Source organism: Geminicoccus flavidas (genome assembly GCF_009806515.1).
GTDB lineage: Bacteria > Pseudomonadota > Alphaproteobacteria > Geminicoccales > Geminicoccaceae > Geminicoccus > Geminicoccus flavidus.
The window spans coordinates 1-16957 of sequence record NZ_WUJP01000325.1 but is presented as its reverse complement, the minus strand read 5'-3'; the positions used below and the strand labels follow the sequence as shown (position 1 = coordinate 16957).

The 16957-nt window shown below is 67.8% G+C and carries 18 protein-coding genes; 10 read left to right on the top strand and 8 right to left on the bottom strand.

Features of this window, described 5'->3' with window-relative positions:
- A partial coding sequence (locus EQG76_RS09045; protein WP_159712622.1) for a carboxymuconolactone decarboxylase family protein occupies window positions 1-265 on the top strand: 265 nt, incomplete at its 5' end.
- 6 nt (window positions 266-271) lie between these two features.
- Here EQG76_RS09045 and EQG76_RS09040 read toward each other — a convergent pair.
- Complete coding sequence (locus EQG76_RS09040; RefSeq protein WP_159712620.1) at window positions 272-1114, bottom strand: hypothetical protein; 843 nt, start codon at window positions 1112-1114, stop codon at window positions 272-274.
- Between the two features lie 222 nt (window positions 1115-1336).
- On the opposite strand from EQG76_RS09040, the gene EQG76_RS09035 reads away from it, so the two are divergent.
- Window positions 1337-2767 (top strand): Nramp family divalent metal transporter, encoded by a 1431-nt coding sequence (locus EQG76_RS09035; RefSeq protein WP_407925517.1) that lies wholly within the window; start codon window positions 1337-1339, stop codon window positions 2765-2767.
- 67 nt (window positions 2768-2834) lie between these two features.
- Here the strand turns inward: EQG76_RS09035 and EQG76_RS09030 are convergent, their stop codons facing one another.
- From EQG76_RS09030 to EQG76_RS31635, 3 genes are all read right to left on the bottom strand, one after another.
- Window positions 2835-4331, bottom strand: a complete 1497-nt coding sequence (locus EQG76_RS09030) for a flavin monoamine oxidase family protein (protein WP_159712618.1) — start codon at window positions 4329-4331, stop codon at window positions 2835-2837.
- Between the two features lie 178 nt (window positions 4332-4509).
- A complete protein-coding gene (locus EQG76_RS09025; RefSeq protein ID WP_159712616.1) occupies window positions 4510-5343 on the bottom strand; it encodes an AraC family transcriptional regulator in 834 nt (277 codons plus the stop codon).
- Window positions 5344-5490: 147 nt separating this feature from the next.
- Window positions 5491-5769: a YidB family protein gene (locus tag EQG76_RS31635; protein ID WP_235031274.1), complete on the bottom strand. Its 279-nt coding sequence runs from the start codon at window positions 5767-5769 to the stop codon at window positions 5491-5493.
- Here EQG76_RS31635 and EQG76_RS31630 point away from each other — a divergent pair.
- Entirely contained in the window at window positions 5710-6063 is a 354-nt protein-coding gene (locus EQG76_RS31630; RefSeq protein ID WP_235031276.1) for a hypothetical protein, read from the top strand. The genes EQG76_RS31635 and EQG76_RS31630 overlap by 60 nt on opposite strands.
- 578 nt (window positions 6064-6641) lie before the next feature.
- On the opposite strand, the gene EQG76_RS09015 is transcribed toward EQG76_RS31630, so the two are convergent.
- A complete protein-coding gene (locus EQG76_RS09015) occupies window positions 6642-7175 on the bottom strand; it encodes a YidB family protein (protein WP_159712614.1) in 534 nt (177 codons plus the stop codon).
- Between the two features lie 640 nt (window positions 7176-7815).
- Between EQG76_RS09015 and EQG76_RS09010 the strand changes: the two genes are divergently transcribed.
- From EQG76_RS09010 to EQG76_RS08995, 4 genes are all read left to right on the top strand, one after another.
- Window positions 7816-8988 (top strand): patatin-like phospholipase family protein, encoded by a 1173-nt coding sequence (locus EQG76_RS09010; protein ID WP_235031273.1) that lies wholly within the window; start codon window positions 7816-7818, stop codon window positions 8986-8988.
- 36 nt (window positions 8989-9024) lie between these two features.
- Window positions 9025-9762 carry an acetoacetate decarboxylase gene (locus EQG76_RS09005; RefSeq protein ID WP_159712612.1) on the top strand — a complete coding sequence of 246 codons (738 nt, stop codon included), beginning with the start codon at window positions 9025-9027 and terminating at the stop codon, window positions 9760-9762.
- A gap of 31 nt (window positions 9763-9793) precedes the next feature.
- Entirely contained in the window at window positions 9794-10573 is a 780-nt protein-coding gene (locus EQG76_RS09000) for a 3-hydroxybutyrate dehydrogenase (protein WP_159712610.1), read from the top strand.
- Window positions 10574-11876: 1303 nt separating this feature from the next.
- On the top strand, window positions 11877-12158 hold the full coding sequence (locus tag EQG76_RS08995) for a hypothetical protein (RefSeq protein WP_159712608.1): 282 nt from the start codon (window positions 11877-11879) through the stop codon (window positions 12156-12158).
- Between the two features lie 705 nt (window positions 12159-12863).
- Here the strand turns inward: EQG76_RS08995 and EQG76_RS08990 are convergent.
- Window positions 12864-13109 (bottom strand): hypothetical protein, encoded by a 246-nt coding sequence (locus EQG76_RS08990; protein ID WP_159712606.1) that lies wholly within the window; start codon window positions 13107-13109, stop codon window positions 12864-12866.
- Window positions 13110-13223: 114 nt separating this feature from the next.
- Window positions 13224-13490 carry a hypothetical protein gene (locus EQG76_RS08985; RefSeq protein WP_159712604.1) on the bottom strand — a complete coding sequence of 89 codons (267 nt, stop codon included), beginning with the start codon at window positions 13488-13490 and terminating at the stop codon, window positions 13224-13226.
- Window positions 13491-13940: 450 nt separating this feature from the next.
- Here EQG76_RS08985 and EQG76_RS08980 point away from each other — a divergent pair, with 450 nt between their 5' ends.
- Window positions 13941-14147 carry a hypothetical protein gene (locus EQG76_RS08980; RefSeq protein WP_159712602.1) on the top strand — a complete coding sequence of 69 codons (207 nt, stop codon included), beginning with the start codon at window positions 13941-13943 and terminating at the stop codon, window positions 14145-14147.
- Here the strand turns inward: EQG76_RS08980 and EQG76_RS08975 are convergent.
- Complete coding sequence (locus EQG76_RS08975; RefSeq protein WP_159712600.1) at window positions 14144-14581, bottom strand: DUF4112 domain-containing protein; 438 nt, start codon at window positions 14579-14581, stop codon at window positions 14144-14146. The two genes, EQG76_RS08980 and EQG76_RS08975, sit on opposite strands and share 4 nt — an antisense overlap.
- 358 nt (window positions 14582-14939) lie before the next feature.
- On the opposite strand from EQG76_RS08975, the gene EQG76_RS08970 reads away from it, so the two are divergent.
- Together EQG76_RS08970 and EQG76_RS08965 are read left to right on the top strand one after the other, a co-directional pair.
- Window positions 14940-16448: a pyruvate kinase gene (locus EQG76_RS08970; protein WP_159712598.1), complete on the top strand. Its 1509-nt coding sequence runs from the start codon at window positions 14940-14942 to the stop codon at window positions 16446-16448.
- 163 nt (window positions 16449-16611) lie between these two features.
- On the top strand, window positions 16612-16957 hold a 346-nt coding region (locus tag EQG76_RS08965), incomplete at its 3' end, for an endonuclease/exonuclease/phosphatase family protein (protein WP_331463745.1).

Below are 16957 nucleotides of genomic sequence, written 5' to 3'. Positions count from 1 at the left end.
GAAGACGCTCGCCCGCACCTGGGAAAGCATCAAGGAGGTGATGGCCGAGGGCGCCCTGCCGCCGCTCGTGAAGGAACTGATCTACATCGCGGTGAGCGTCACCAATGGCTGCGAGTACTGCATCGCTTCCCATTCCGCTGCCGCGGCCAAGGCCGGCATGACGCCCGAGATGTTCGGCGAACTGGTGGCGGTGGTCGGGATGGCGAATGAGACCAACCGGCTGGTGGCGGCCTACCGCGTCCCAGTCGACCCCCAGTTCGGCTGAGCCGGCTCAGCCGCCTCCGGCGCCCCGGAGCCTCCCCCACAGCCGCCGCCAGCCGGACGTCCGCCCGGATAGGGGGCGTCGCGGCAGCCGGGCGGCAGCCACGTCCCGGCAGAACGCGGCATAGCCGGCACTGACCGGGATCGGGACGCCCATTTCCCGCGCATAGGCCTGGAGTGCTGCCGGCTCCATTGCCTGGGCGCGTTCCTGGCACCAGCGGCCGAACGACAGTTCCTGCCCCCACCAGCCGGCCGCCTTCGGCTGCAGGGCCCGGACCATTCCGGCCGTCTCGCCCGGCGCCTGCGGTGCTGCCAGCTCTGGCCAGATGTCAGCGTAGAGATAGTCCGGCCGGCGCCCGCCGGTGGCATCCAGCACGAGGTCCGCCAGCTCGCTGCCCAGCGCATCGGCCTGGATGACCACGACCTTGTCCTGCCTGGGCCAGTAGTCCATCCCTGCGGCGGCACCGGCCACGGCGATGACCTCCGCTGCCCGCTCGACCACCACGACCCGCAGCACCTCCGGCCGGAGGGCCGCGGCATGGGCGTACATCGCCATGCCCAGCCCGGCCACGACCACCACGCCCGCGGCCTGGTGGACATGGAAGGCGTGGCTCTCCAGCTCCATCAGACTGGTCGACATCCAGGCAATGCGGCCATGGTGGAGGACATGGCGCTCCGGCTCCAGGACCAGGCCCGGCAGATAGCCCTCCACCGGCCCGCGCCCGTAGCGCGCCACCCGCCAGGGCCCCACCGCGGCATCCTGGTAGCGTGGTATGGGGAACAGCCCGAAGCCGTAGCGCGCCAGCATGGCTTGGTGGCGGTCGGGATGGGGGAACGGCGATGGGTCGGCCATGGCTTGGCTGCTCTAGGCGGTCGATGCCCCCTCGCCAAGGGTCGCCCGGCCCTCTGGCGCCGCCGCCTCACCCCGGGAGTCGGACAGGCTCACGCGAGCGATCAGGGATGGCAAAGCTTTCGCTTTCCTGGTTGAAGCCTCGCCAGCCGGCGCCGGCCACCCCGCGGGAGGTGGCTTCGGCCGAGCTGAAGACGCCACAAACAGGGGAGCGCGCTCTTGTCCATTTCCCCGAACAAGGACCGCCCGAAGGTGGCGGCCCCGGCCCATCTGATCCCCGACAGCGATCCCTACCATCTGACTCCGGAAGGCATCCAAGAGCCGCCGGTCGGCTGGCGGCACAGCCTGAAGCATCTGGGCCCGGGCCTGATCCTGTCCGCCTCCATCGTCGGCTCCGGCGAGCTGATTGCCACCACCACGCTGGGTGCCACCGCGGGCTTCGCCCTGCTCTGGCTCGTGATCTTCTCCACGCTGGTGAAGGTCGCCGTCCAGGTGGAGCTGGCACGCTGGACGATCTCGACCGGCCAGCCGGCCCTCACCGGCTATAACAAGGTGCCGCCCAAGCTGGGCCCGGTGGGCTGGATCAACCTGCTCTGGGTGCTGATGGCCCTGTCCAAGATCCTGCAGATCGGCGGAGTCCTGGGCGGCACCGCAGCCTCGCTCAGCATCCTGTTCCCGATCGGTGGCGATCCGCTTGGCATGACCTCCCTGTCGATCTGGACCGCGGTCACCGTGATCGGCAGCATCGCCCTGCTCTACTCGAGCCGCTACTCGCTGATCGAGCGGGGTGCCGTCTTCCTGGTGGTGATCTTCTCCGTCGTCACCATCGTGATCGCGCTGGGCCTGCCGTTCACGCCATTTGCCTACAGCGTCGAGGACGTGCTGGGCGGTCTGGCCTTCGCCATTCCCGCAGGCACGATCGGTGCTGCCATCGCCATGTTCGGCATCACCGGCGTGGGTGCGGACGAGCTGACCTTCTACACCTACTGGTGCATCGAGAAGGGCTATGCCCGCAATGTCGGCCCGAACGACGGCAGCGAGGCCTGGGAACGGCGCGCCAAGGGCTGGATCTCGGTGATGTACAAGGACGCGTTCGTGTCCTGGGCGATCTACACCTTCGGCACGCTGGCCTTCTTCATCATGGGTGCGGCGGTGCTGCAGCCGCAGGGCCTGGTGCCGGTCGGCAACGAGATGATCACCACCCTGTCGCGCATGTACACGGACACGCTGGGCGAATGGGCGGCAATCCTGTTCCTGGTGGGCTCGTTCGCCGTGCTGGGCTCGACCCTCTGGGCGGCGATCCCCAGCTGGTCGCGGATGTACGTCAACTTCCTCTCGGTAGTAGGCGTGCTCGACTGGCAGAACACCAAGGCGCGCACATCCTGGATCCGCGGCTTCACCGTGGCCCTGCCGATCATCTGGGGCCTCGCCTACCTGACCATCCAGTCGCCGGTGCTGATGGTCCAGATCGGTGGCGTGATGACGGGCGTGTTCCTGCTCGGCACGGTCGTTGCGGTCTGGTACCTGCGCAAGACCGAGACCGACCCCCGCATCTATGGCGGCGGCCTGTTCAATGCCGCTCTGGTGGTCAGCAGCATCGCGATCATCCTGCTGGGCATCTACAGCGCGCTCAACGTGTTCGGCGCGTTCAAGTAGGGCGGACACCTGGCCGGTCCCCCTCCCCGATAGGACCGGCAGGAGACCGGTCATGGCGCGCTGCAGGCTAGCTCTGCAGCGCGGCCAGCACCTCGGCGGCGGCCCGCTCGCCCGAGCGGACCGCCCCTTCCATGTAGCCGTTCCAGTAGGTGGCCGTTTCCGTGCCGGCCCAGTGGATCGGGCCAACCGGCTGGCGGAGCACCTCGCCATAGTCGAGCAGCACGCCGGGCGGCAGGTAGCCGACCGGCCCGCCGCGGCTCCATTCGGAGCCCGGCCAGTCGACTTCGACATAGTCGATGGCCTGGTGGGCACGAGGGCCGATCACCGAGGCGAAGTTGGCGAGCACTGCGGCGCGCCGCTCGGCCGGGTCGCGTTCCGTCCAGCGTCGTGACGCACTGCCGCCTATGAAGCCGAACAAGATGCCGGGGCTGCCGCTGGGCGGCGTGTTGTCGAAGGTGCTCCGCACCGGCCCGTCGCCCAGGAGCGACACGCCCGACAGACCGGCTTCGCGCCAGAACGGCCGCTCGTAGAACGCCTTGACCTTCATGAGCGAGCCCATCGGGAAGCGCTGGAACAGTTGCGCGCGCCGGGTCGGCAGCTTGGGCGAATAGCGGATCTCACCGGCCAGGGCCGGCGGGATCGCGACGATGACCCGCTCCGCGTCGACATGGAAGCCGTCGCTGAACACTCGTACGCCCCGCCCGTCGCGGTGTCGCCGGATGGTGCGCGCCGGCGCCGACAAATGAAGCTGACCGCCCAGGCGCGCCGCCATCTTCTGCGCCAGGAGCTGCGAGCCGCCATGAAAGCGCCGCTCCTGCGCGCCGTCCTTCACGTCCAGGAGGCGGGCCAGCGTGCCGGGCACCCCTTCCGTCCCGGCCGCCGCGATGTAGAACAGGCAGAACAGCAAGGAGACGTCACGCGGCTCGGCACCCCACAGATCCGCATACGCGCTGAACATCGCCTTCGCGTCGGCGTGGGTCGTGTTGGCATCCAGCCAGTTCTGCAGGGTCAGCGAATCCCATTCGGTCGCATGGCGCGCGGTCCAGGGTGCCTCCAGCGGCACCTCGCGGGACATCCGGTCCAGCAGGCCCATCAGGCGGGCATGTTCCTGCGCCAGCTTCGGGTAGAGCCCGCCCTGCCGGCGCACGCCGTTCAGCACTGAAACCGCCTGGCCACGATCGTAGGTCGGATAGGTGCCCACCCGGAACTGGCGGGCCAGCTCGAACATCCGCGTCTGGGTCGGGCCGATATACTGGCCGCCCGCCTCGACCACCTGGTTCCTGCCCAGATGGTGGTTCAGCACCCGGCCACCCACCCGGTCGCGTGCCTCCAGCACGACGACGGAGCGGCCGGCCGCGTTGAGCTTGAGGGCGGCGGCCAGTCCGGAGAAACCGGCACCGACCACCACCACGTCGGCGCGCAGCCTGCCGGTTGCGGCGGCGGCCGGCGCGCTGGCTGCCGCGAGCAGGCTGCCGGCGCCGGCGATCACCCCGCCAGCACCAGCCAACGTCCCATAGAACCCGCGCCGCGTGAGAGCGCCTTGACGGCCTGTTTTCTGAGCCATGTCCAGCATCCCTGAAGTGCTGGACTTCGCATTACCGACAATGCCCCGGCCGTTTTTGTCCGCCCTTGTCACCTGCCGGTGGACATCGACGGAATTCCACTATTTTCCACTAGCTTCCTGCAATGGGACTCCGCCGAGCACCAGAAGTCAGTCGCACGGCATCAGCGTCCGGTTCCGGCTATTCGAGTGCCAGCATCAGCGTGAACGACAGGTCGTGCGGATCCATGTGGTGCCGGGGAACGGCATGCACCTCGAGCGCGGGATCGTCCGTGACCGTGAAGCGGCTCTCGCGCGCCCAGTGGTCGCACAGGCTCTGATAGGCGCCGAACACCGCCGTGCGCGGCCCGGTGAAGCGCAGACAGGCATAGCGGCCGGGGCGAGTGGAGAAGAGGTGCAGGCCATGCCGCGCCAGCCGGTCCTCGTCCAGGTCAAACCTGCCGAGAATGGTGACGCCGCAGTCGTAGCGAAGCTGCTCGACCGGAGTATGGCGCGGGTCGTCATACATCAGCCCAATGAACAGCGCGCCATGCCGGCGCACGCCGCACCGGCGCAAGCTGTCCTCGAAATCCCGCCAGTAGCCGCGCACCGCGTACAGGTCACCGGTATAGCGCTTGGTCAGGAGCGCGAAGCCGTCGACCTCCCGCACACCGATCGGCCCGAACGCGGCGACCTTGCCTTCCGGCGTGAGGCTCGCCCGGAACCGGCGGCGGAACTGCAGCGGCGTGCAGCCAAACCGTCGGACGAACGCCTGGGTGAATGATGCCTGGCTGGCATAGCCCAGCCGCATGCTGATCTGCCCCACCGTGTCGCGCGTCCAGCGGAGCCTGATCGCCGCCGCATCCAGCCGGATGCGCCGAAGATAGGCGCCGGGCGGCATTCCGGTCTCGGCGGCGAACAGATGGTGGAACCGCGTCGTGGACAGGCCGAGCCGCCGGGCGAGCGTCGCGAAACAGACATTCTCGTCCATCTGCTGCTCCATCACCCGGATGGCCTGTTCAATCCTCCAGTCCATGCCCGATCACTCGCGGTGGAAAACTCCGTGATGGGTGACCGCAGTGGCCGATCAGGCGGCCGTCGGCAGGCAAGGTCGCCTATCCCCAACGGAATGCTGGCGAACCGAGCGGCACCAGCGTTCCCATGCGTCGATACAGCCTGCCGGTCAGGTCGGGATGTGGCCGTCGGGCGTGTACTTATCGATCGCATGCGGCAATTTCCGGCTGAGCCGAGCCAGCAGTTCTTGCTGCGAGAGCCCGGTCTGCTGCGACAGGATGGCCAGCACATCGGGGCCGATCGTCTGCGAGATGTTCGGCGCCATTTCGTGATCGGAACCGGTCCCGACCCAGGACGCGGCTGCTTCGCCGTGGCCGTTTTGCGTGAAATGCTCCATCAGTTCGCTGATGCCGCTGACGACGCTCCTGGCTGTCGCGCCGCCAACCATTCCGCCACCCTGCGCACCCCCTGGATCCGCGGCTTCACCCTGGGCCTGCCGATTGTCTGGGGTGCCGCCTATCTGTTCCTCCAGTCGCCGGTGCTGATGGTCCAGATCGGCGGGGTGATGACCGGCGTGTTCCTGCTCGGCACGGTGGTGGCGGGCTGGTACCTGCGCAAGACCGAGACCGATCCCCGCATCTATGGCAGCGGCCTGTTCGATGCCGCCCTGGTGGTCAGCAGCATCGCGATCATCCTGCTGGGCATCTACGGCGCGCTCAACGTGTTCGGCGCGTTCAAGTGAACAGCCATCTCTGCGCATGCGCGCTCTGAGCATGTGCCGGGCCGGCGAGGTCGCGCCTCGCCGGCCCGGCACGAAAACCAGGCCGCCTTCGACCTGTTTGCCCTTCACGCCGGTCGGACGATCGCAGCGGGCTTCCGTCCAGAGGATGTACGGATCAGCCGGACTGCCGGCGGCAAGTGGCCGTCGCCAACTCGATTCCCGTCTACCAGCGCTGCGGATCCCGCACTCTTGGGCCGTCAGCAGCCGGTCACTTCGCCGGTACTGGCTCGGTGCCGGGCGTGCCGCAGTGGGCGAACTTCTTGGTCTTGATGTCACGGCACTTTGTTGCGGCCGTCGTCGCCGGGCATTTGATGAACTTGCCGTTCGCGTCGCGGCAATTCGTTGCGTCCGCAGTACTCGCCAGGCCTACCCAAGCAAAGACGCTCACTGCCACGACTAGAGATGTACGTCGCACGTCAATTTCTCCCAGATCGAGAAGCCCGAGGCGCACGGCAGTTGCCTCGGCTCCATACGGCTTCCTGCCTGTCCTGACGGCACTGGCAGACCGTGATGCCCGGCCGGCCGGCCGGCCGGGGCGGTCAGGCCGGGACCTGGCCGTCGGGCGTGTACTTGTCGATCGCGTGCGGCAACTCCTTGCTGAGCCGCGCGAGCAGTTCCTCCTGAGAGAGCCCGGTCTGCTGCGTCAGGGTGGCGAGCACGTCAGGGCCGATTGCCTGCTCGAGATGTTCGGGTGCGATTTGATGGTTGTCGCCGGTTCCCACCCAGGAAGCGGCTGCTTCGCCGTGGCCGTTCTGCGTGAAATGCTCCATCAGCTCGCTGATGCCGCTGCTGACGACGCTGCCGGCCGTTGCGCCACCGAGCAGCCCGCCCAAGCCGCCGAGCATTCCGCCACCTTGCGCGGCCGAGGGATCGGAGCTGCCACCACCGCCGAACAGGCTGCTCAGGCTACTGAGCAGGCCGCCGCCGGCGCCCTGAGCAGCCGCGGGATCGGCATTGCCGGTGCCGGCCTGCCCCGTTCCGCCGAACATCTGTGCCAGCTGATCCCGGTGCTGATAGCCCGCAACCGCCAGAAGGCCCAGCAATGCCGTCATCGATGGCAAACCGCGGCTCATTCTCGTTCTCCTTCCTGCCGAAGATGAAGCGACGCAGCAGGATCCGAGGCAGCTTCCCGGACGATGAACGTCCCCGGAACACCTTCGGACCAAGCGAGATCGCGGCAGCATGGGCAGGGACGATGACGCACCTGCCGCGTCGTGCGAGATACGAGGCATGCACGCGACCTTCAATGAAATCTAAGCATCTGCGGCCATACCTGTACAGACGATATATATGTTTTCCGGCTATTTTCCGAAGCCCGACAGAAACGCATCGGCAACCGCGACCATATCAACCATAGTTTGTGCTGACGCTGCCGCGATATCTTTGTAGGTTCAAAGTTGTCCATGATCAGGATCCTCGGACAGCGATCCGGCAGCATAGGAGGTTACCGCAGGATATGACGCAGACTGCGCATCGTCCGCGCCCTGAAGCGGGGTCGTGGACACGTTGGACCCTGCCGCCGCTGCTGGGCCTGATCCACGTCCGCCGCGATAGCCGATCCTGTGAAAGGAGCCGGCCGCCAGCTGGAACCTTCAGCTGTTGCGTCCAAGAAGTCGTCGACTTGTCGCCGTATCCGCGCAACAAGTCGATCTACTGCGTTGCGCGGTAGAATGGCCGCGCCATCCTACCCTGCGCCTGCCCGGGTTTGCGTCCGTGTCTGACCGACTGAAGCCGAAGAAGAAGAGTCATGTCTGCGCCGAGCGGCCGCCGTTCGAGTGCATCGCCCTGCTGCTCCAGGGCGGCGGCGCGCTCGGGTCCTACCAGGCCGGCGTGTACCAGGCGCTAGCGGAGGCGCGGCTCCACCCGGATTGGGTCGCCGGGATCTCGATCGGTGCCATCAACTCCGCACTGATTGCCGGCAACCCGCCGGAAAAGCGGGTCGAGCGGCTGCGGACCTTCTGGGAGGAGATCAGCACAGCACCCTTCGGACTGCCGACTCTGGACCAGCTGGAAATCAAGGGGGACCTCGCCCGCGCCGCGGTTAACCAGTTCCGTGCCTTCGGCGTCCTGCTCGGCGGTGCCCAGGGCTTCTTCAGCCCGCGCCCGGTCCCGCCCATGTTCTGGCCGCCCGGCGCCCCCGAGGCGCTCAGCTACTATGACGTGCTGCCGCTGAAGGCGACTCTGGAGCGCCTGGTCGACTTCGACCGGATCAACAGCGGCGAGACCCGGTTCAGCGTGGGTGCCGTCAACGTGCGCACCGGCAATTTCGTGTATTTCGACACGGAGCGCCAGGCGATCGGCCCGGAGCACATCATGGCCAGCGGCGCCCTCCCACCGGGCTTCCCGGCCACCGAGATCGAAGGTGAGTTCTACTGGGACGGCGGGATCGTCTCCAACACCCCCCTGCAATGGGTGCTGGAGGGCCGGCCCCGCCGCGACACGCTGGCCTTCCAGGTGGATCTGTGGAGTGCCCGGGGCGAGCTGCCCCGCACCCTGATGGAGGCGGAGGTGCGGCAGAAGGAGATCCGCTTCTCCAGCCGGACCCGGGCGATGACCGACCAGTTCAAGCACGTCCAGCAGCTCCGCCATGCCCTGTCCCGGCTGCTCAAGTCCCTGCCGCCCGAGCGCCGCGACGACCCGGACGTGGCGCTGCTGACGGCCGAGGCGGACCACAAGGTCCACAACATCATCCAGCTGATCTACCGCTCCAAGCGCTACGAGGGCTCGGCCAAGGATTACGAGTTCTCGCGGCGCACCATGGAGGAGCACTGGCAGGCCGGCTATCACGACGCCGTCCGCACGCTCCGTCACCCTGAGGTGCTGGAACGCCCGACGAGCCCGGACGGGGTCTTCACCTTCGACCTTGCCTATCAGGGGCGGGAATAGTTCCCGCCCGGCCGACCTTCACCCCGTGAGGTGCCGATGACCGAGGACGAGGTGCGCGAACGCGCCTATGCCATGCCGCTCACCAGCCCAGCCTTCCCGCTGGGCCCATACCGCTTCTACCACCGCGAATATCTGATCATCACCTACCGGACCGACCCGGACAGGCTACGCGCCCTGGTGCCGGAGCCGCTGCGGATCGACGAGCCCCACGTCAAGTTCGAGTTCATCCGCATGGCGGATTCGACCGGCTTTGGCGACTATACCGAGAGTGGCCAAGTCATCCCGGTGAGCTTCGAGGGTCGCAAGGGCGGCTACACCCACTGCATGTTCCTGGACGACCACCCGCCGATCGCCGGCGGCCGCGAGCTGTGGGGCTTCCCCAAGAAATTGGCGAAGCCCACCCTGCGCGCCGATGTCGACACGATGGTGGGCACGCTCGACTACGGCTCGGTGCGGGTCGCCACCGGCACCATGGGCTACAAGCACAAAGCGGCGGATGCCGATGCGGTGCTGGCCTCGATGCGCACCCCCACCTGGCTGCTCAAGATCATCCCCCACGTGGACGGCACCGCCCGGATCTGCGAGCTGGTCGAGTATTATCTGGAGGACATTGAGCTCAAGGGCGCCTGGACCGGCCCGGCCTCCCTGGAGCTGGCCCACCATGCTCTGGCCCCGGTGGCTGAGCTGCCGGTGCTGGAGGTCGTCTCCGCCAGCCACATCATCGCCGACCTGACCCTTGGTCTGGGTAAGGTCGTCCACGACTATCTGGGCTGAAGCCCCTTCTTTCTCGCCAAGGAGCTGCATCATGCGCCTGCAAGACAAGGTCGCCGTCGTCACCGGGGCGGCGAGCGGCATCGGCAAGGAGATCGCCACCGTTTATGTCCGCGAGGGTGCCAAGGTCGCGATCGCCGACCTGAACACCGAGGCCGCCGCCGCCACGGCAAAGGAGCTGGACCCGTCCGGCGAGCGCGCCACGGGTGTGGCCATGGACGTCACCAACGAGCAGCAGGTCGACGCCGGCATCCAGCAGGTGATCGACCGTTGGGGCCGACTCGACGTGCTGGTCAGCAATGCCGGCATCCAGATCGTGGCTCCGCTGGTCGAGTTCCAGCTCGCCCAGTGGCAGAAGATGCTGGCGATCCACCTGGACGGCGCCTTCCTCACCACCCGCGCTGCGCTTCGGCAAATGTACAAGCAGAACAGTGGCAGCGTGATCTACATGGGCTCCGTCCACTCCAAGGAAGCCTCGGTCCTCAAAGCCCCCTACGTCACCGCCAAGCACGGCCTGCTGGGCCTCGCCAAGGTCGTGGCCAAGGAGGGTGCCGCCCATGGCGTGCGCGCCAACGTGATCTGCCCGGGCTTCGTGCGCACCCCGCTGGTCGAGAGGCAGATCCCCGAGCAGTCCAAGGAACTCGGCATCTCCGAGGAGGACGTGGTCAAGAAGGTGATGCTGAAGGAAACCGTCGACGGCGAGTTCACCACCGTGGCCGACGTCGCCGAGACCGCCCTGTTCCTGGCGGCCTTCCCGACCAATGCGCTCACCGGCCAGTCGATCGTGGTTAGCCACGGCTGGTGCATGAACTGACGCCGATCCTGCGGCACATACGTCGCTCGACCCGCCTCCGCTCTTCTTCGTCCCGGCCAGGCTCGACCCGGCCATCCAGCCTCCGCCACGCTTGGATGGCCGCCCAGGGCTAGCCACCACGGAACCGGAAGAGGGCACGCCGACACGCGCCACGTGCGGCGTGCTCGAGCCGCCTCGTGCAGCGAGAGGTTCTCCCGGCCACTGAAAGGCCAGAAGGCCATCCGCGTCAGCCGCCTTCCGACCGGCCGCCACGGCCACCTCGTTCGCGGACTGCATGCCATGCCGTCTTGCCCTCGACCATGGGCCAGCCCCGCCGACCGGGCCGATCTGGGGCGACGCAGCCGGATCCGACGGGCGCTCGATCAAGGTCGCTAGGTGACCATCCCGTGCGCCAGTCGGGCATTTCCCGCGTATGCCAGGGCGCACCGCCCGACCTGAGCTGCAACTCCCCGACGGTCAGCTAGTAGGCGGCCCCGTACACCGACATACGGACCTTGTTGCACAAGCGCTTGCCCTACATGAAGTAGGTAGACAGCGCCCGGCCGTTCTGTTCCTCCAGCACGAAGCCGCGTTCACCGATCGGCCTCATCGCAATCGAGGCGACCTTCCCGGCAATCGCCTGATAGACCTCCTCCGGGTGGTGGCAAGCCGAGAACACTTCGTTGATAGGGACTCATTCGCTCCGGGACACCAAGACATGCCATGCCTCGTCCGGTCCGGGTGGCAGGTTGCCCTCGGCACGGGCCTTGTCCTACTCGGCGTACTTCTCGGCGACGAGGGGCAGGATGTCCCGGCAGGTCTGTTCACTGTCGGTGTAGTAGTAGCGATCGACCTAGCGACCATTGTCCCCAATGGTCAGGAGGGTGCCCTTGCCATCGGGAGTGCGCTCCGCAAATCCCTGCACGTTCGAGCCTCCATGGATTTCGGCGAGGAGCGTGTTCGGCGCGCCGGCCACGCATGCGTTCCGGTCGCCGGGCATGGCAGGATACAGAACCAGTCCTCGACGCTAGCAGCAGCAGAAAATATTAAAGAAACCACTAAAAACACGCCACTCGTCATAATGTCTTTTTCGGCCAGTCATACAAGACACTATACTTATTGTGAGATTTCCAATCAGCATGGATTTCTTGTAATTGCAGCATGGACATGAGCCCTTCCATTTTCGCCGGATCGACCGAACTGGGCATCGCCGGCGGCAGAACACCGGGAGTCCCGCGTGGCCGATTCGGAACCCCGCCGCAGCCCGGCGATTGAGGCGACGGGACGCGGGCCGTCCCGTCATCCAGCCAGGAAGGAACCCGCCATGGCGGATCCCCAGCGGAACGAGCAGAGCGAGCAGGCGCTGGAGCGGCGCTTCAAGGTGCGTCAGGTGACCGAATACCAGGCGTCCTGGACGGAGCGGGCGCGCGGCGAGCCGGGCGTGTTCACGGTCCAGCTCATCCTCGACAACGGGGTGGAGGAGTACATCCTGGACGTCGACGCCGACGATCTCGAGCCCATGCTGAAGCTGTTCGCCGCGAGCGACCACACCACCTTCGACCTCGAGCGCAAGGTGCTGATGTTCGCCAACCTCTCGGCAAAATAGGCCCGGGCGGCCTGCGCTCGCCCCGCCAGCTCGCCGCCTGCCGTCTCGTGCACGAGACCGGCATGACGGCCAACTGGGAACGCTGATTCGCGATGATGGGCGTGCCGCCGGCACGGATAGAAGCCCTGCTACAGCCATGGCAGAATGGCCATCGAGGCGGCGATCAGGGGCGAAGAGGTTAGCGCTCGGGCGCAGCGTCCTCGTTGCCAAGGACCTGGCCGCCCGTCGCCTCGTGGAACTCTTCCCGGCCGCCCGCCTCGAGCCCGGACGGGGCTATCATCTCGTATACCGGTCAGGCTGCCAGGACCACCCGCGGGCCTGCGCCTTCCGGACTGGATGACGGACGAGGTACGGGTTCATGATCGCGCACTGCCTGTCCGACATCGGCACCCCGGACCCTGAGCAGCGCTTTGCATCGTCCTTCGCCTGGACCAGCACGGCGCCGATGCCAATGCCGTGAAAGGCGACCGGGATCGACGGTGAGATACCCGATCACCGAGACCAGAATCATATATCGGGCGCGTTGCGCCGGACCTTGCCGGGTGCCGGCGCATGCTCGACCGCGCCGGCCGATGCGGGAACGGGCGACGGCCCGCCTGCCCTCGCAATCGACTCAGGTGCCAGGAAGCGTCATCCTGCCTGAGGATAACCCGCCAGATGATCTCTATGCCGACCCGAACATGATCGGTGCCGCCGGTGCCGATCTTACGGCAGTTCGCCTCCGTCGCACGGAATGGGGCGCAGCCCGAGCCAGCCGGGCAGGGTCATCGCGCTGCGCCGCCGCAACAGCAGCGCCAGCGTGTCCTCGAGATGGCCCAGCAGCGCGCGCGCTTCGGCCGTGCCGCAGCCTTGCCGCTGCCGCCAGGCCAGGCGCGCCCGCTGATCCTCCAGGCGCGCCGCGGTGGCTTCGATCCGCCGCTCCAGCACTTCCAGATGCGCCTCTTGTTCCATCTGCCCTGCGGTCCACTGGCCAACCCGTCCAGCTACCAACGGTTGATAACGCCGTCGGTGCCGGGCCACACCGGGCGAATCGATGCCCCGTGGCATGTGTGCCACATCGGCCGCTCAGCCAGGATCGGGCCAGAGCTGGTCCAGCAGCATCCGGCGCTGGCGCTGCCACTGCGCCTGCACGTACTCCATGGCCCGCAGGGTCGCCGCACCGTCCGTCAGGTTCAGCCGGAATGCGCGCTGCCGTGCCAGGCAGGCCCGCATTCGTGCCAGCCGCAGCTCGCCCGCGGCCAAATGGTCCTCCGCCGCCGCCAGCCGGGCATGCAAGAGCGCATGGTCGAGCGGGACTGGCTGGGCAACGGAGCGGGATATGCGGAAAGACATGGCATGTGCTCGCGCAGGTTTGGCGGGAGCGCACATGCGTCTCTCAGTCGCCCGCGCCGGGAAGCAAAGCGAGCGATGCTTGTCATATAGGGCGGCAGTGCCCGCTGGCACCCCGTCAGGACATTATCTGCCCCAGACACCTGAGCCCGGGCCGGTCCGACGGTCCTGGCCGACAGGGCGGCGGAGCGCCCGCCGGGCTGCCAACGCCGCCGCCATGGGCGGTGACGAGACGCAGATCCTCGATGCGCCGGCCGGTGCGGCTATGGATCTGGTGCAGGCGCTGGTGCAGGCCCTAGTGCAGGCATTGTCCCAGCGAGACCTGGCCAACTTGCCGCGTCGGGCTCGACCGAGTGGGACGGAACATGGATGCTGATTTGCGCCGGTTTCTGGTGGGGAACGTGCGTCCTCCCGAGGCCGTTGCGTTCCTGTACCCAACGGGCGGGAGAAAACATGCGCAACCGACGGATCGCGACTGCCAGCCACCGCGTGGCCGCTGCCGAAGCGCGGCTCGCCCAGCAGCGCCGGCTCCTGCGCGAGGCCAAGGGCTGCGGCTCGCCGGAATGGGTGGCGATCGCCGAGAATTCCTGCAGCGCCCTGGAAACCGCGCTCGCCTGCTTCCGCATGGAACTGGCAGCCTGCCGGCAGGACCGGATCTAGGCCGTCGCCGCCGGGCCGACGACCGGGTCCGGCGTCACCTCGACGATCCCGTCCAGCCCGTCCAGATGGGCGCGCAGCAGCGCCATGTTCTTCAGGTTGGACTTGTAGAACGCGTCGCCCACCCAGCCGATCAGCGGCACGATGCTGATGACGAAGTCGATGCCGACATGGCCGACCATCTTGCCCAGCGTCGTGGCCGGCACCCCTAGACGCCGCGCCTCCCAGATCAGGTAGGCCGACATCACCTTGGCGAACGCGGTGCCGACACCCGGCACCAGGTTGAGCGCCGCATCCGCGCCGAAGCGGAAACTGGTGCCCGGGACGCGCACCGCGCTGTCCATCACCCGCGCCAGCATCTCCAGCCGGCGGCGTACCGCGGCGATCTCCTGGGCATCGAGCTTGGTGGAGAGACGGGAAGAAGAAGCAGACTGCATGGATACCTCCTGGATGAGCAGCCGCCGGAATTGCAGCCCGGTCAGGTGGTGTCCGACATCATGGTCCCGAGGGCGGGAGCATCAGAGGGGCCCGGACTTCACGAGAAAACTAGTTGGCCCCGACGGCCCGGCTTTCAAGATCCGCGGGCCGCGTCTTGCGCGCCTGCAAAATTTACTTCCCGGCCTCTTGAAGCGGGCTGAAGTTCTTCCTACCCCAGCCTCCTGGACCCGGGCGGCCGGTTCTGGCATGATGATTCGGTGCGACCGTCACACGGTCGCTGCCGGGGCGGTGCCAGAAGGAGGCGCCACCCCATGTACTTGAACCGACCAGAATCTCGAACAACCAGAAGGAAGAATCATGGCTCATGCCTCCGTCGTTCCGCTGCACCCCCAGGCGGACCAGGAACTCCTGGCTCTGCTGGAGGAGGTGAACGCGCTGCGTGCAGCGGTCGCGGAGGATGGCGCCGCGATCTGCCAGGAGATGCTGAAAGAGGCCGGCGACAAGGCGGGTCCTTGGCCGGGCCTGGCCAATCTCGGCCACTACATAGCGCTGCGTCGCCACGACATGCGCGGCCTGCAGCGCCGGCTGATGCCCTACGGCCTGTCCTCGCTGGGCCGGCTCGAGGGGCGGGTGATGCCGACCCTGGACGCCGTCGCGGTGGCACTGGCCGCCCTGGTCGGCCAGCCGCAGCCGGTGACGCCGCCCGAGCCCGCCGCCTTCTTCGCCGGCGAGACCGCCCTTGCCGCCGCCACCGACCGACTGCTGGGTCCCCCCCGCAGCCACCGGCGCAGCCGGATCATGGTGACCCTGCCGAGCGAAGCGGCCGATGATCCGGAGCTCAGCCTGGAGCTGGTCCGCCGCGGCATGGACGTGGCGCGGATCAACTGCGCCCATGACGCCCGTCCCGCCTGGGAGCGGATGGCCACCCATGTCCGCGCCGCCGGTGCTGTCCACGGCCGTTCGGTCTCGGTGCTGATGGACATTGCCGGGCCCAAGATCCGCCTGGAGGCGGTGGCAGCCCAGAGCCGCAAGGCCCGCCTGTTCCTGGGCAGCCGCTTCCGTCTGGTCGCCAGCGGCACGCCGATGCCGCCGCTCGACCTGCCGTTCACCGCGCTGGTCTCGCTGCCCGAGCTGGTGACACGGCTCCGGCCGGGCGACCGGGTGCTCTACAATGACGGCAAGGTCGAGGGCGTGGTCGAGACGGTCGAGCCCGGCGAAGCGATCCTGCGCGTCACGCGGGTCAAGTCCACCGGCAGCCGGCTCAAGCCCGAAAAGGGCCTGAACCTGCCGGACACGGCACTCGGCCTCTCCCCGCTCACCGGCAAGGACGAGACCGATCTGGCTGCCGTGCTCGAGCTGGCCGACATATTGGGCTACTCGTTCGTGGCCGACCCGTCCGACCTCGACCTCTTGGAGGAGGCGGTGGCCCGCCATGGCCGCCCGGAGCGCCCGCTGGGCCTGATCGCCAAGATCGAGCGGCCCGAAGCGGTGCGCAACCTGCCAGCACTCATCGCCCGGGCCGCCGGCCGCTGGCCGTTCGGCCTGATGATCGCGCGCGGCGACCTGGCCGCCGAGATCGGCTTCGAGCGGCTGGCGGAGATGCAGGAAGAGATCCTGTGGCTGGGCGAAGCCGCTTCGATCCCGGTGATCTGGGCGACCCAGGTGCTGGAAAGCATGGTCAAGGAAGGCACGCCGTCCAGGGGCGAGATGACGGATGCCGCCATGGCCGCGCGCGCCGAATGCGTCATGCTGAACAAGGGCCCGGAACTGGCCGGCGCGGTGGCGCTGCTCGACCGCCTGCTCGGCCGCATGGACGCCCACCAGTTCAAGAAGACCGCGATGCTGCGCGCGCTGAATGCCTGGTGACGGGGGCGTGGTGGAGGCTCGGCAACAGGGCCTGGCAAAAGAGGCCCCGGCCACGCCACCCGATGACAAGTCCCGCGATCGTGCCTATCTAGGGTTGCCATGACCGGTCCCGCTGCGGCCGGCCCTGGCCACTCCCGAGGTGACGAGCACGGTGCTGAAGAGAATGCGGTCCCCTGGCCGGCAGAGCCTGCCGGCCCAGATTCTGCCGTCCCCGATCCGCTCGGTGCTGAACGGCGAGCGCCGAAGCTACCGGGCGGCGCGCGACGGCGGCGGGCCGGAGACCCTGATCGCCTCCTACAACGTCCACAAATGCGTCGGCACCGACAAGCGCTTCGACCCCGCCCGCATCGCCGAGGTGATCGCCGAGATCGGCCCGGACGTGATGGCGCTGCAGGAGGCCGACCAGCGCTTCGGCGACCGTGCCGGGCTGCTCGACCTCCACTGGCTGGAGCGCCAGTGCGGCCTGGTGGCCGTCCCGGTGCGCGCCCACACAAGGCTCTGCCATGGCT